Genomic DNA, 13123 nt, shown 5'->3' on the forward strand with positions numbered 1-13123 from the left:
TGGTTGGGCGCGCTTAGGCAGCGGCAATTTTCTTGTTGGGGTCGTAGAAGGGGCGTTCCACCATCACGGCGCGCACTGGCCCTTGGCTGGTCACGATCTCGACCTCGGCACCGATGTTGGCATGCTCTGCCGCGACCATGGCCAGTGCGATATTGCGCTCCAGACGCGGCGAATACACGGCTGATGTGACCTTGCCCACCTGCACACCCGCGACATTTATCGCCCAGAAGGTGGTGTTCGGCCCCTTGAGCGGTGCGCCGTCAATGATCAGGCCGATCTGTTTGCGGCTCGGCCCTTGCGCCTTGATATGACGCAGCGCGGCCTTGCCGATGAATTCGGCCTCAATATCGACGTTGACCAGACGGTCCAGCCCCAACTCATAGGGGTTGGTTTTGATGTCGGCATCAGCATGATAGGAAAGCATCCCGCCCTCGATCCGGCGGATAGAAGAGGTGTGACCGGGCTTGAGGCCAAACGGCATACCTGCCGCCATGATCCGCTCCCACAGAGCATCGCCATGGGCGCTGTCCCGCAGGTAAATCTCGTAGCCCAACTCGCTTGACCAGCCGGTGCGCGACACAAGCAGGGGAATGCCATCCAGTTCAAGCTCACGCAGCCAGTAGTATTTCAACTCCATGATGCTCTCGCCAAAAAGCTCTTGCATGATCAGGCCCGATTTCGGCCCCTGCAATTGCAGCGGCGACACATCAGGTTCGCCAATGGTGACGTCCATACCGGAATGTACCGCCACGCCCTGCGCCCACAGAAGAATGTCGCTATCTGCCAGCGAAATCCAAAAGTGGTTTTCGGCCAGACGTAGCAGGATCGGATCGTTGAGAATGCCACCGTCCGCATTGGTGATCAGGATGTATTTGCACTGGCCTACCGCCATCTTGGACAGGTCGCGCGGGGTGAGCATTTGCACGAAGCGCGCGGCGTCCGGTCCCGTGATTTCGACCTGACGCTCAACCGCCACATCGCAGAGGATGGCATCATTCACGAGGTTCCAGAAATTCTGTTCGGGATCACCGAAATCGCGAGGGATATACATATGATTGTAAACCGAAAATCCCTTGGCGCCCCACCGCACGGTGGCGTCGAAATAAGGGGATTTGCGGATCTGGGTGCCGAAGCCGAAGTCGTCTGCTTGCATCATGGTTTTCGCCCTTGCTGTCCCGTCGCGCCACAAGCGGCGGACTGTCTGAAACTGGCGATCTTCTAGGGCCATTCAGTGCTGCAATTTGGTCTGAAAAAACGATCCGCGCAGGCTGAATAGCCTGATTTTTGGGCGGGTATGGACTGCGCAGTCGTAACGATCACTTGCCGTCTTTGGCCGTGAGAATCGCGAGGTTCGGCTGACCGGATTTGACCCGTCGCGTGGCGATATAGGTCATGTAACGGTCGATGCCCAACTCAGCGGCAAGCATGGCCTCCATCACGGTCTGGAACCGCGCAAGGCTGGGGCAGATGACCCGCATGACATAATCCATTCCGCCGCCGGTCGCGATGCATTCTGTGATTTCGTTCCGGCCACGCACGAACCCCTCGAACCGATCGAAATCCACTTTGCGGTGATGCGTGAGCGAGACGGTCACGACCACTTCGGTGAAATCACAGATCTTTTCGAGAACAATGTCAGCGTGATAACCACGGATAAATCCAGCCGCTTTGAGCCTGTCCAGCCGTGCCCAACACGGTGTCGGAGAGATGTTGGCAATTTCGGCCAGCCGTGTCTTGCTCAGGGGGCCATGCTGTTGGACGGCATTGAGAATGCGGATATCCGTTGCATCAAGCCCAAGCCGTTTCATCCCATTAAAACCCCTTGCCACCGGGTTGCCATTGGTCATCGCGCCGCGCCGCGCAAGCCCTGTAGAGTGTATCGCGCATATCCGCGCCCCGTCGTCCTATTGCAACATCTTTTGCTCAAAAAACGACGGTGATCGTCGTGTGCCAACCAAGTCTTGGCGAGAGATCGTTGAATATGGGGTGGTTTCCTTGCTAGAGGTCTAGGGCGAGCGGCCCAAACCAAGGCGGAGAAAGTCATGAGCGGATTACTGGCTTTGTTCGACGATGTGGCTGCCATCGCCAAGCTGGCTGCGACGCAACTCGATGATGTTGCGGCGCAGGCGAGCAAGGCAGGGACTAAGGCCGCAGGTGTGATCATCGACGATGCCGCTGTCACGCCGAAATATGCAACTGGTCTGCCTGCCGCGCGGGAATTGCCTATTGTCTGGAAAATCGCGCGGGCCTCGTTTTTCAACAAGCTGGTGATCCTGCTGCCCGCAGCGCTTTTGTTGAATGCGTTTCTGCCGTGGATGTTGACGCCGCTTTTGATGATTGGCGGTGCCTATCTGTGTTTCGAAGGGGGCGAGAAGGTCTGGCATCTGATCGTGCCACACAAGGACCATGGCCCGCAGGAGGCCGAAACCCTTGAGGCCGCGCATCTTGAAGAACAGCGTGTCAAAGGGGCGATCAAAACCGATTTCATCCTGTCCGCAGAGATCATGACCATCGCCTTGTCACAGATCGACATTGGTACCTTTTGGATACAGGCTGCTGCCTTGGCCTTGGTGGCCATCGGCATCACCGTCTTGGTTTATGGGGCCGTGGCTTTGCTTGTGAAGGCCGATGATGTCGGCCTGCATCTCAGCACGACCGGGCACTTTGCCCCAACACGCGCGTTAGGGCGTGGAATTGTCCGGTCTATGCCGGGTGTATTGGCGGGAATCGGGGCTATCGGTACGGTTGCGATGCTGTGGGTCGGGGGGAGCATTCTTGTGCACGGTTTGCATGACCTTGGCTGGCATCTGCCCTATGAGCAGATCAAACATGCCGCGACATGGGCGGCAGAGGCGGTCGGGGCGATGCCCGGCTTTGTCACTTGGGGTGTGACGGCGGGGCTGGACGGAATAGTCGGGCTAACGGCTGGCCTTGCACTGATCCCGGTGGTCACGCGCGCCATTGTTCCGGTGTCCGGCTGGCTCTTTCCTGAGAAGTTGTGATTTCGTTCCGTGGCTATCAACGGCAGAGCGATGGCTATTCCTATCTTGCAAGGTGTTCAAAACTCCGTCTCTTGTGGGATCACCCGCTTCCTTCTAGCTTCGCGTAAATTTCCTTGGCGACACGGTGGCAACCTTTGAAAAGTGACTCGGCAAAGATGATGCAATCCGGGTTGCGTGCCGCGCTCTTGCAGCGCGGGTTTGCCGTATCCGATGCCTTGTGGACCCGCCTTATGGGCGGGCGCACCAATCAGAGTTGGAAGGTCGAGGCCGGGGGCCTCTCTCTCGTTGTCAAACTTTTTGGGAAGGGCTCTGACAATCCCTTGTTCCCCAATGATGCAAGCGCTGAGGTGGCCAGTCTTCGGTATCTGGACAGTCTGAACCTTGCCCCAAGATGGTTGGATGACTTTGCCTTGGCTGAGGGACATTGTGTGATCTACGACCATGTTCCTGGCCAAACCTGGCAGACGGGTGTGGCAGAGATTGCCACGCTTTTGCACCGGGTTCACGGCATGGGCGGGCCTGTGCATCTGCGCGCGGTACCTGATGGGAGTGACGCTCTTCTACGTCAAACAGAAGATATCCTGTCCCGCTGTCCCCCGGCCAAAGCAAAATCTTTTATGAGCCTTCGTCCCTCTGGTGTGATTGCGCCTTTGGGTCGCTCCTGTTTTCTGCATGGCGATCCGGTGCCTGGAAATATCGTGGGACATCCGGGTGACTGGCGATTGATAGACTGGCAATGTCCGGCATATGGCGATCCGTGTGAGGATATCGCCCTGTTTCTGTCCCCCGCGATGCAAATGGCCTATCGCGGCACCTCATTATCAGAGAGCGAACGCCAGAGGTTTCTCGCGGCCTATCCAGAGCAGGGGATCATCCGGCGTTATCAGGCGCTAGCGGCCTTCTATCACTGGCGCATGGCGGCCTATTGTCTCTGGCTCGATTCGCGTGGTGATGCCGCTGCTGCCGAAGGTGCAGAGGCGGAAATCGCTGCGATGAGCACGGCACTTTCCTGAAATTGCACAAAAATTAATCTTGCCGTTGCAACTATATCTCTTACGGGCGAGATTAGGCGCATGGCGAAATTTCAGGTTCCATTGAGCCTTGAGCTATGGCATAAGCAACCCTAAGTCCTTTTGGGATGTCATGGTCCATAATGGATAGGAGAATAAAATGAACAAGATTACGACTTTTGTCGCCGCTGCCGCTCTGGCTGTTTCTGCTGCCGCTCCTGTGCTTGCAGAAGAGGCCAAAACGAACGCTGATCCGTTTGTCTCGACACAAGGTGCGGGCGCTGGTCTGGGTTTGGGTGTTAGCACCGGCACAGTGGTTGCTGTGGTCGCGGGCGCAGTCATCGTGGGTGCAGTTGCTGCATCGGGCGGCGACGGTTCGTCCTCCACGACGACCACAAACTAAGATCATTCCAGCTTTTCTGGCTGGATTTTAGACACGTAATACAGAAAACGGGCATAAGTGCCCGTTTTTTGCTGTTTTAAGGATAGGATGATGGCAGGGCCAAAAGCTCGTCCAGCTGTCTGCCAATCCAGCCGCGCGGGATGAAATGGCCGCGGTTATGCACATCAAGCAGAACGCGGCCTTCGGTGCAGTCCTCCCACGCGATGCGCTGAAAGCTTAAAATCTCTGTCACGCTCCAGTCTCCGCGCTCCTCACCCGGTTCGGCACATCCCAGCCTGTCCCGCCAGAGTTTGACCGGCCATGTGCTCTCGCCATTGGGGCCAAACGGAAAGTCCATGACGGTATCAGCGGTCCCATGCACGTGGCGAATCTCTTGCGGGGCTTGGTGACAGGTTTCTGATTGGCGAAGGGTTCCTGATATCGCCAGCAGGGCAGCAACGCCGTTGCCGTTCTCGCACACATAGCGCCAAGCCATCGCAGACCCGAAGGAGTAGCCAGAGACAAAGAGACGCTCGCGGTCTATCGGATAACGCAGGGCGGCATCCTCGATCACGGCAGTGGCAAAGGCGACGTCATCCGTTTGGGACGTCCAGAAATCCCATGTTTTGCCCTCGCCATTGGGGGCCAGTAACAGCACGCCTCGGCGTCGGGTGGCCCCTGCGACGCGAGGATGTTTCACCACGATCGTGCCTTGCCGCATCCAGCCGTGAAAATGCAAAACTACTGGCAGTGGTGTCTTGCCGTCCCACCCATCCGGCTCGAGCACATGATATGATCGATCCCCAAGCATACAGGGTACCTCGGCATGACATTGGCCAATTGCGCCCTCGGTTGCGACTGCCAGATCAGCCCAGAATATACACAGGATCACCACCAAATAACGCATACTACGCCTGCTCATACCTTGCGGTCAGCCTAACCACCGTGCCTGAGATGTCATCTCACAAAGGTGTCAGAATGAGCCCCGGTTCCAACGCACCGGGGCCCTATAGGTTAGATCAGCGCAAAGATACGGGCAGGCCCGCCAGAGCCGCCCCGATGTTTGGGCGCGCCGATAACGATGGTCGCGCCAGAGGCGGGCACCTTGTCGAGATTGGCCAGACATTCGATGCCGAAGCGGCCCGTGGGCAACCAAGCGTAATGCGTGGCGAAATCGGCCGATGGGCCATGATCGAGTGACAGCGTATCGCTGGCAATCGAGCGGGCGCCGGTTTCCTCGATCAGCATTTGCGCTGCCTCGATGTGAAAGCCGGGATAGTGCTGTTTCTCGCCGTCAAAGCCGCGAAACGCCTCTGTGCCAGTCTTGGAACCCCAGCCGGAATGGAGTGCGACGCAGGCCCCGTCGGGGATCGGGCCATGGGCGGCAATCCAAGCCTTGAGGTCATCGGGGGTCAGCATTGTATCGGCATCCTGTGCGGCCCGGGCAGCGATATCCACGACACAGAGCGGCGCCACCAGATCACCCACAGCGATTTCATCCACTGATGCGCCATCCGCAGAGAAATGCAGGGGCGCATCTACATGGGTGCCGGTGTGTTCGTTGACCGTCAGCGTCATCAGGTTAAAGCCGTTTTCGGCAAAGTTGAAATTCTGCTCGGTCGAAATGCCGGGTGCGCCGAAATAGGTGGGGAAATCGGCGTCATAGGTATGGGTCAGGTCCTCGACCTTGGCGTGGCCATGCGCCAGAGCAGGCGTGCCGCCGAGAGGCGAGAAGGCGGCCGCCGCCCCGGCCCCCGCTGCAGCGGTGAAAAAGTTACGGCGCGACAGCATCCTGTCCTTGACCGCGTTGATGATGCAGGCGTCACACATGGCATGTCCTTTCGGGTTTTGGCGCATATGGGGTGCAGCCTAGCATGATTCTGCGCTATGCAAGGGGCGGCTTTGGTCGCAAAGAGGAAACAGGGGCATGCCATGGTGGCACTGATGCGGTTGCTGATCTTTGGATTGATCGCCCTGACGGTGATCTATCTCGCGATTTCGTGGTATTCGCGCTCTGCCCGGCGGCGGAAAATGGAGCTTGATTGGGAAGAAGCGGGTCGTCCCGGCGACAGGACTACCTATATAGAGGCAGGGATGGTGCAGTATGAGCGCTCTTTGCGCAAACGGCTGATCTGGCTGGTCTATATTGTTCCGGTGACGGCGGTGGTGGTCATTATATATCTGACGAACTTCATGTAAGGGGGCCGCGCGATGGTCTATGTCAAATGGGTTTTCTGGGGGCTGTTCTGGTCCGGTGTAATTGCGTTTCTGCATTACACATTGCCGCAGCATGACGTGGTGCGGATTACGGATACCTATGAAAAGCGGGTCAATCCGGGTGACAATGCGCTGTTCTGGTCGAATGCCAATACCGGCGAGGACCCTTCGGCGACCGAGCGTGATGTGTTCTTCATCCAGACGTTCCGGGCCAATGAAAAGCCGATGATCTATCGCAACGAGGATACGGGTTGGGGCTGGCCGCCCTATTTCAAGTTCGACACCTCGAACCTACAGGCCGAAGCCTCGGATATGATGTCGAAGAAAGCTGCCGGGAATGCTCAATGGGTCGTCGTGCGCCATTATGGCTGGAGGATTGAGTTCTTTTCGATTTTTCCCAATGCCATCAGCATTTGGCCGGTCGAGGGGCCGGATGTGCGGATCATTCCTTGGGTCAAGACCGTGGTTCTTCTGATGCTCGCTGCTGCGGCATGGGCGATCCGGGTGCGTTGGCGGCGGTTCTGGCAGGGACGACAGGAAAAGGATGATACCGAATGGAGCGTCGGGCGCGGGTGAAAACCGCGCCCCAACGTTTCAGCGTTTGCCGTAGTAGAGGCCCACGACATGCTCTGCCTCGGCAAAGAACAGCCAGCGTGAGGCGGCAATCCCGGCGACATGGGCGATGACTGCGATCACAGCCAATGCATGGCTGAACGGCACCAGCAACAGCAGGACAGGCGCAGCGTAGCCAAGACCAAAGGCAATACCGCGCAGTTTCAGAGCATGTTTGCGCCCAACCTGAAAGACCAGTTCACGCAAAAGGTAATTTGGCCCGGTATGGGGTGGCTCGAAGGCGCGGACCGCGCCGATATGCCCGAGGCCCGTTGCTGTCGCCATATCCGTGCCCGAGGCTTTAAACGCACCATCGCCCCGCACCCACCAGAGGATTTGCAGAACGCCCGCAATCGGGATCAGGATGAGCGCTGTGCTGACCTGTCCCGCCAGAAGTGCGCCCCCAGCCAAGGAAATCGCGATCAAGAGCGCGGGGGTGAGCGGGGTCTTCCAGCGTGGCACGGTTTTGAGTTGGGCATAAATCATCGAGGTCGTGAAAACGGTAGCAAGCGAGAGCGCTGAACCAAGCCAGCCGAGGAGCGCCAAGCGCTCATCGAAAAACACGAGCCCCGCACCATAGAGCGCCATCAACACAAGTGCAGCAACCGCGCACACACCTTCGCGGCTGAGCCAGCTTGACCGCCATTGGCTAAACGCCTTCCATGCGCGTTCGGGATGCCCGAGATGAAAGGTCGAAGCCATGAGCCCGCCCACAGCCAGTGCATAGCCGATGGCGAAAAAGGCAAAGGCAACCCGGCCCGTGACCGCAGGCAGGCCCAGACCCAGCCAGAAAAGCAGGCCAAAACCCAAACCTGAGAGCGTGGTAAAGACGATGACGGAAGGGGCGGGATGCATCAGAGCTTCTCCAAGGTCTTGTCGAGCCAGCCAAGGAAGCCCTTGGGTTCCTCAATCACGGGGGCCAGGAACGGTGCCAGAATGTCGATCTCGCCCACTGGTTTGGGTTGATCGAGCCGGTCCTTGGGGCGCGGCGGCAGGTATTTGTTGACGGGTTTGGTGCCCTGTTCCGGCATAAGGTCTAGGCCGCCGCGTTCGGCGGTCAGCTTTGAGACATTGCTTTCGGGATCGGCAAAATCGCCGAAATGGCGCGCACCGGCAGGGCAGGTCCGAACGCAGGCGGGAACGCGGTCTACCTCTGGAAGGTTCTCGTTATAGATGCGATCCACGCAAAGTGTGCATTTCTTCATGACACCCTCGGCTTGATCCATCTCTCGCGCGCCGTAGGGGCAGGCCCAGGCACAGAGACCACAGCCGATGCAATCGGTCTCGTTGACCAGAACGATCCCATCCTCCACCCGCTTGTAGCTGGCCCCGGTGGGGCAGACGGTGACGCAGGGCGCATCGTCGCAATGCAAGCAGGATTTGGGGAAATGGATCAGTTGTGCAGCGGGGTGCGGCATGGCAGAGGTTGCCAGCGGCTGCACCTCATAGCTGTGAACGCGGTTCAAGAAGGTGCCGGACGGATCGGCACCGTAGGGCTGCTGATCCGACAGTGGCGCGCCGTAGTTTTCGGTGTTCCAGCCCTTGCAGGACACCACGCAGGCGTGACAGCCGACGCAGGTGTCAAGATCAATCACAAGGCCCAGTTTGCGGGTGGTGGATGCAGGAAGCGTTGTCATGCGCGGCGCTCCTCATTGATATGGGGCCGGATGCTCACCGGTTCTTCGCGGCTCTTGTCCCATGTGGCGATGAACCAGATGAACGAACCGACACTGAAGGCGACAAAGGCCAGAATGGCCAGCAATGTCAGGGTTTTGCCGCTCATTTCCCGACCTTCCATTCCAGATGGTCAGGGCCGTGTCCGACCGGCGATTTGATCGGGGCAAAGGCGGGCTGCGCCTCTGATGGCGCGGTGGCCTTGGCGATCTTGACGCGCAGGTCGAACCACGCCGCCTGTCCGGTGATCGGGTCAGAGTTGGACCATCTGAGGCCGTCACCCTTGGGTGGCAAAAGTTCGTGGATGAGATGGTTGAGCAGGAAGCCGCGCGTCGCCTCGGGGGCATCGTCAGAGAGCGCCCAAGCGCCCTTGCGCTTGCCAATAGCGTTCCAAGTCCAGACCGTGTTCTCATTGAGTGCTGCCATATGGGCCACCGGCACGGTAATCTCGCCATGGGCAGAGGTGACACACGCCCAATCGCCGTCGCTAAACCCATGTTTCTCCCAGAGCTTGGTTGGCAAATAGAGCGGATTATGGCCGTGGATCTGGCGGAGCCATGCGTTTTGGGTGCCCCAAGAGTGATACATCGCCATCGGGCGCTGTGTCAGCGCGTGGACGGGGAATTCATCGGGATCGACATGCGCATCCTCGAACGGCGGATACCAGATCGGCAGCGGGTCCATCGTGGCCTTGATCCGCGCGCGCAGATGGTCTGGGGGTTGGCGGGTGCCGTGCCCCTCGGCGGCCAGTTGGAATTTTCGCATGGTTTCGACATAGAGATCAAAGACATAGGGCTGTGGCGTGTCAAAGAGACCCATGCCAACGGCCCAGTTCTGATAGGCCATGTTCCATGGTTTATAGTAATTCGCGCCGTCTGGGATGTGGCTGACGAAAAAGCCGCCGTTCTCGATGTAGCGGTTCAGCTGTTCGGGGTTAGGCGCACCGCGCCCGGTATCAGAACCATCGCCGCGAAAGCCTGAAAGTGGGCCGATGCCGGGCTTACGCTCGTGATTGACGATGTAATCGGCGTAATCGGTATATTTCGCTGCGCCATCCTCGGCGGTGAAGCCGGGCAACTTCATCTTGTTGGCCAGTTGCACCAGCACGGTTTGAAAGCCGCGCACATTTCGGTCAGGTTCGATCACTGGCCAGCGAATGGCATCGGCGGCGGCATCCGCCTCGCAAATCGGGCGATCCAGCAGCGAGATACAATCGTGGCGTTCCAGATAGGTCGTATCGGGCAGGATCAGATCGGCATAGGCGACCATTTCGGAGCTATAGGCATCCGAATAGATGATGCGGGGAATGACATAATCGCCGCTCTCATCCTTGTCCGTCAGCATCTCGATCACGCCGCGCGTGTTCATCGAGGAGTTCCACGACATATTGGCCATGTACATGAACAGCGTGTCGATCTTGTAGGGATCGCCGGCATGGGCGTTGGAGATGACCATATGCATCAACCCATGCGCGGACATCGGATTTTCCCATGTAAACGCCTTGTCGATGCGGGCGGGCGTGCCGTCGGGCTTGAGCGCGAGATCTTCGGGGCCGCGCACAAAGCCCAGATGCGGGCCGTCGAGCGGGCAATCGGGTTGCACGCCGCAATGAGGTTTGGGATGGGCGCTGACGGGCTTTGGATAGGGCGGCTTAAAGCGGAAACCGCCGGGCACTTCGACGGTCCCGAGCAGGATTTGCAGGACGTGCAGGGCGCGTGCCGTCTGAAAGCCATTGGAATGGGCTGAAATCCCCCGCATGGCGTGAAAGCTGACCGGGCGGCCTGTCATGGTCTGATGCGTCTCGCCCCGGAAATCGGTCCATTCGTGATTTAGGGTGATTTCCTCTTCGAACGCCACGCGAGCAATCTCGGCGGCGATGCGTCGGATTTTATCCGGCGTGACGCCGCAGCGCGCGGCCACCTCTTCGGGGGCGTATTGCGGATCGAGGTAGCGCTCTGCCATCAGGTGCATGACGGGACGGTGCGTAATGCCATCGGCCACGTGTGTGGCGCTGAGGTCGGGGCGCACACCGGGTTTATCAAAGGCGGTAAGCGCGCCGGTGGCCCGGTCGATTACCAGCGGTTTGCCATCGGCGTCGCGCAGGAAAAGGCCATGTTCGGGCGATTTGGGGTCGGCATTCACCAGCACTGGCGCATTGGTGTAACGGGCGAGATAGTTGAGGTCGATCTTGCCTGCCTGCATCAGTTCGTGAATGAGAGACAGGATGAAAAGCCCATCAGTTCCGGGGGTTATGCCGACCCAATCATCGGCCACGGCATTGTAACCCGAGCGGATCGGGTTCACGCCAATGACACGTGCGCCGCGCGCCTTGATCCGGCCAATGCCCATCTTGATCGGATTGCTGTCATGGTCTTCGGCTACGCCAAAAAGGATGAAAAGCTTGGTATGGTCCCAATCCGGCTGGCCAAATTCCCAGAAGGCACCGCCCATGGTGTAGATGCCCGCCGCCGCCATGTTGACCGAGCAAAAGCCGCCGTGTGCTGCGTAGTTCGGCGTGCCGAAATTCTGCGCCCAAAAGCTGGTGAAAGACTGCGATTGATCGCGTCCGGTGAAAAACGCGAGCTTTGAAGGATCGGATTTGCGGATCGGTTCCAGCCAATCACAAGCGATTTGCAGCGCTTCGTCCCAAGAGATTTCCTGAAACTCGCCCGAGCCGCGGGGGCCGACACGTTTCAGGGGGGCGCGCAGGCGCGAGGGGGCGTTGACCTGCATGATGCCGGCAGATCCCTTGGCGCAGAGCACGCCTTTGTTCACGGGGTGGTCGCGGTTGCCCTCGATATATGCGACTGTGCCGCCCTTGAGATGCACATTGATCCCACAACGACAGGCGCACATGTAACAGGTGGTTTTGCGCACCTCATCCGAGACATGCGGCGAGGTGTTGATGCGTGGCTGATGTGTCATGGCTGGCCTTTGTCCTCTGTCGGCGTCACGTTATGGCAGATGAAACCCAATCGCGACCATCTTCTTGATTATTTTCATTTCCTGAAAACATATCTCGGGAATTCTGAATTTAACGGTCTTTTTTCCCAATTTTCACCTCAGTCGCCAGACAGCAGGCGTTGCGCATCGCCTGCAATCATGCGTTCCTCTTGGGCGGGAATGATCCAGCAGGCGATGCCAGAGCTGTGGGCGTGCAAGCGGCTGTCACCCGCTGCATTGGCGCGCGCGTCGATCTGTGCCCCGAGCCAAGAGAACCCATCCATGATCCGGGCGCGAACGGGGGCGGCGTTTTCGCCGATGCCGCCGGTAAAGGCCACGGCATCCAGCCCCTGCATTGCGGCGATGAGCGATCCGGCGTGCCGGATGGCCCAATAGCAAAAATGCTCTACCGCGAAGGTGCTTGCCGGGGATGGGTCTGCGAGCAGGGCGCGCATGTCCGAGAGGCCGCCCGAGAGGCCGTGCAGCCCGCTTTCCTTGTTCAGAAGCGTGTGGGTGGCGGCGATACCGTCCTCCTCGGCCAATCGCAGCACCGCGTTGCCGTCGATCATGCCGGTGCGGGTGCCCATGGTCAGCCCCTCAAGAGGTGAGTAGCCCATTGATGTTGCGATAGATTTCCCGTCACGGATGGCGCAGATCGACGCGCCGTTGCCAAGGTGAAAGGCCAAGAGGCGAGAGGGCAGGGGCGTGCCGGTCAAACCGGGCAGGCCGTCAACGAGAGAGGCATAGGAAATGCCATGAAAGCCATAGCGCCGGATGCCGCGCGCCTCGATCTGAGGCGGCAGGGCATAGCGGGTGGCGACCTCGGGGTTGCTCGCGTGAAAGGCGGTGTCGAACGCGGCCACCTGCGGCAAGTCGGGGGCGAGGGCGGCCAATGTCTCGATTGCAGCGATATTGTGGGGGTTGTGCAGGGGCGCGAGCGGCGTGCAGGATTTGATCGCGCGGAGCACCTCGGGGGTGATGCGCGTGGGCTGCGTCAGTGCCGTGCCCCCATGCACCACGCGATGTGCGGCGGCGGCAAAGCGACTGATTGGAAAGCCTTTGGTTTCAAGCGCCTGCAGGATGGCGTGTAGGGCGGTTGCATGGTCTGGGAAGGCTTGGGTCGTTTTTACGTCGCCCAGTTTGAGCGTGCCGGGGCCGCCGATACCATCGGCGATCCCGGTCAATACTTGGGTAAGCTGGCCGTCAAAAACGGCGAGCTTGATCGAGGATGACCCGGCATTCAGGACCAGAACAAGATCGCTGTTGCCGGGTTTCGACATGGG

General features: G+C 59.1%; 14 protein-coding genes. 5 read left to right on the plus strand and 9 right to left on the minus strand.

The window, feature by feature from the left end; genetic code table 11:
* Positions 1-13: 13 nt before the first annotated feature.
* Both GC127_RS10205 and GC127_RS10210 read right to left on the minus strand, forming a co-directional pair.
* A complete protein-coding gene (locus GC127_RS10205) occupies positions 14-1156 on the minus strand; it encodes a glycine cleavage T C-terminal barrel domain-containing protein (protein WP_151977941.1) in 1143 nt (380 codons plus the stop codon).
* Positions 1157-1316: 160 nt separating this feature from the next.
* Positions 1317-1808 (minus strand): Lrp/AsnC family transcriptional regulator, encoded by a 492-nt coding sequence (locus tag GC127_RS10210; RefSeq protein WP_037296997.1) that lies wholly within the window; start codon positions 1806-1808, stop codon positions 1317-1319.
* Between the two features lie 234 nt (positions 1809-2042).
* Here GC127_RS10210 and GC127_RS10215 point away from each other — a divergent pair, with 234 nt between their 5' ends.
* The 3 genes from GC127_RS10215 to GC127_RS10225 all read left to right on the plus strand — a co-directional run bounded on the left by GC127_RS10215 (position 2043) and on the right by GC127_RS10225 (position 4415).
* Entirely contained in the window at positions 2043-3002 is a 960-nt protein-coding gene (locus GC127_RS10215) for a DUF808 domain-containing protein (protein WP_151977943.1), read from the plus strand.
* Between the two features lie 134 nt (positions 3003-3136).
* A complete protein-coding gene (locus GC127_RS10220) occupies positions 3137-4015 on the plus strand; it encodes a phosphotransferase (RefSeq protein WP_151992559.1) in 879 nt (292 codons plus the stop codon).
* Between the two features lie 157 nt (positions 4016-4172).
* On the plus strand, positions 4173-4415 hold the full coding sequence (locus tag GC127_RS10225; protein ID WP_151977947.1) for a hypothetical protein: 243 nt from the start codon (positions 4173-4175) through the stop codon (positions 4413-4415).
* Positions 4416-4491: 76 nt separating this feature from the next.
* Here the strand turns inward: GC127_RS10225 and GC127_RS10230 are convergent, their stop codons facing one another.
* Both GC127_RS10230 and GC127_RS10235 read right to left on the minus strand, forming a co-directional pair.
* Positions 4492-5301 carry a PHB depolymerase family esterase gene (locus tag GC127_RS10230; RefSeq protein WP_151977949.1) on the minus strand — a complete coding sequence of 270 codons (810 nt, stop codon included), beginning with the start codon at positions 5299-5301 and terminating at the stop codon, positions 4492-4494.
* Positions 5302-5408: 107 nt separating this feature from the next.
* Positions 5409-6224: a cyclase family protein gene (locus GC127_RS10235; protein WP_081507458.1), complete on the minus strand. Its 816-nt coding sequence runs from the start codon at positions 6222-6224 to the stop codon at positions 5409-5411.
* Positions 6225-6326: 102 nt separating this feature from the next.
* Between GC127_RS10235 and GC127_RS10240 the strand changes: the two genes are divergently transcribed.
* Both GC127_RS10240 and GC127_RS10245 read left to right on the plus strand, forming a co-directional pair.
* Positions 6327-6593: a hypothetical protein gene (locus tag GC127_RS10240; protein ID WP_037296811.1), complete on the plus strand. Its 267-nt coding sequence runs from the start codon at positions 6327-6329 to the stop codon at positions 6591-6593.
* Between the two features lie 12 nt (positions 6594-6605).
* On the plus strand, positions 6606-7187 hold the full coding sequence (locus tag GC127_RS10245) for a DUF1523 family protein (RefSeq protein WP_151977952.1): 582 nt from the start codon (positions 6606-6608) through the stop codon (positions 7185-7187).
* Between the two features lie 18 nt (positions 7188-7205).
* Here GC127_RS10245 and GC127_RS10250 read toward each other — a convergent pair whose 3' ends face one another.
* From GC127_RS10250 to GC127_RS10265, 5 genes are all read right to left on the minus strand, one after another.
* Positions 7206-8078 carry a DmsC/YnfH family molybdoenzyme membrane anchor subunit gene (locus GC127_RS10250; RefSeq protein WP_151977954.1) on the minus strand — a complete coding sequence of 291 codons (873 nt, stop codon included), beginning with the start codon at positions 8076-8078 and terminating at the stop codon, positions 7206-7208.
* A complete protein-coding gene (locus GC127_RS10255) occupies positions 8078-8860 on the minus strand; it encodes a 4Fe-4S dicluster domain-containing protein (RefSeq protein WP_151977956.1) in 783 nt (260 codons plus the stop codon). Before GC127_RS10255 ends, GC127_RS10250 begins: the two co-directional genes overlap by 1 nt.
* Positions 8857-9006 carry a hypothetical protein gene (locus GC127_RS22805; protein ID WP_198133556.1) on the minus strand — a complete coding sequence of 50 codons (150 nt, stop codon included), beginning with the start codon at positions 9004-9006 and terminating at the stop codon, positions 8857-8859. The genes GC127_RS10255 and GC127_RS22805 overlap by 4 nt, the downstream gene beginning before the upstream one ends.
* Complete coding sequence (locus GC127_RS10260) at positions 9003-11822, minus strand: molybdopterin oxidoreductase family protein (protein ID WP_151977958.1); 2820 nt, start codon at positions 11820-11822, stop codon at positions 9003-9005. Before GC127_RS10260 ends, GC127_RS22805 begins: the two co-directional genes overlap by 4 nt.
* A 137-nt stretch (positions 11823-11959) precedes the next feature.
* A complete protein-coding gene (locus GC127_RS10265) occupies positions 11960-13120 on the minus strand; it encodes an acetate/propionate family kinase (protein WP_151977960.1) in 1161 nt (386 codons plus the stop codon).
* Between the last annotated feature and the right edge of the window lie 3 nt (positions 13121-13123).

Origin of the sequence: Roseovarius sp. EC-HK134 (assembly GCF_902498815.1) — a bacterium.
Lineage (GTDB): Bacteria > Pseudomonadota > Alphaproteobacteria > Rhodobacterales > Rhodobacteraceae > Roseovarius > Roseovarius mucosus_A.

Coding starts and splice junctions, on each gene's coding strand:
- GC127_RS10205 (WP_151977941.1), bottom strand. CDS start 1,156: ATGATGCAAGCAGACGACTTCGGCTTCGGCACCCAGATCCGCAAATCC.
- GC127_RS10210 (WP_037296997.1), bottom strand. CDS start 1,808: ATGAAACGGCTTGGGCTTGATGCAACGGATATCCGCATTCTCAATGCC.
- GC127_RS10215 (WP_151977943.1), top strand. CDS start 2,043: ATGAGCGGATTACTGGCTTTGTTCGACGATGTGGCTGCCATCGCCAAG.
- GC127_RS10225 (WP_151977947.1), top strand. CDS start 4,173: ATGAACAAGATTACGACTTTTGTCGCCGCTGCCGCTCTGGCTGTTTCT.
- GC127_RS10230 (WP_151977949.1), bottom strand. CDS start 5,301: ATGCGTTATTTGGTGGTGATCCTGTGTATATTCTGGGCTGATCTGGCA.
- GC127_RS10235 (WP_081507458.1), bottom strand. CDS start 6,224: ATGTGTGACGCCTGCATCATCAACGCGGTCAAGGACAGGATGCTGTCG.
- GC127_RS10240 (WP_037296811.1), top strand. CDS start 6,327: ATGGTGGCACTGATGCGGTTGCTGATCTTTGGATTGATCGCCCTGACG.
- GC127_RS10245 (WP_151977952.1), top strand. CDS start 6,606: ATGGTCTATGTCAAATGGGTTTTCTGGGGGCTGTTCTGGTCCGGTGTA.
- GC127_RS10250 (WP_151977954.1), bottom strand. CDS start 8,078: ATGCATCCCGCCCCTTCCGTCATCGTCTTTACCACGCTCTCAGGTTTG.
- GC127_RS10255 (WP_151977956.1), bottom strand. CDS start 8,860: ATGACAACGCTTCCTGCATCCACCACCCGCAAACTGGGCCTTGTGATT.
- GC127_RS22805 (WP_198133556.1), bottom strand. CDS start 9,006: ATGAGCGGCAAAACCCTGACATTGCTGGCCATTCTGGCCTTTGTCGCC.
- GC127_RS10260 (WP_151977958.1), bottom strand. CDS start 11,822: ATGACACATCAGCCACGCATCAACACCTCGCCGCATGTCTCGGATGAG.
- GC127_RS10265 (WP_151977960.1), bottom strand. CDS start 13,120: ATGTCGAAACCCGGCAACAGCGATCTTGTTCTGGTCCTGAATGCCGGG.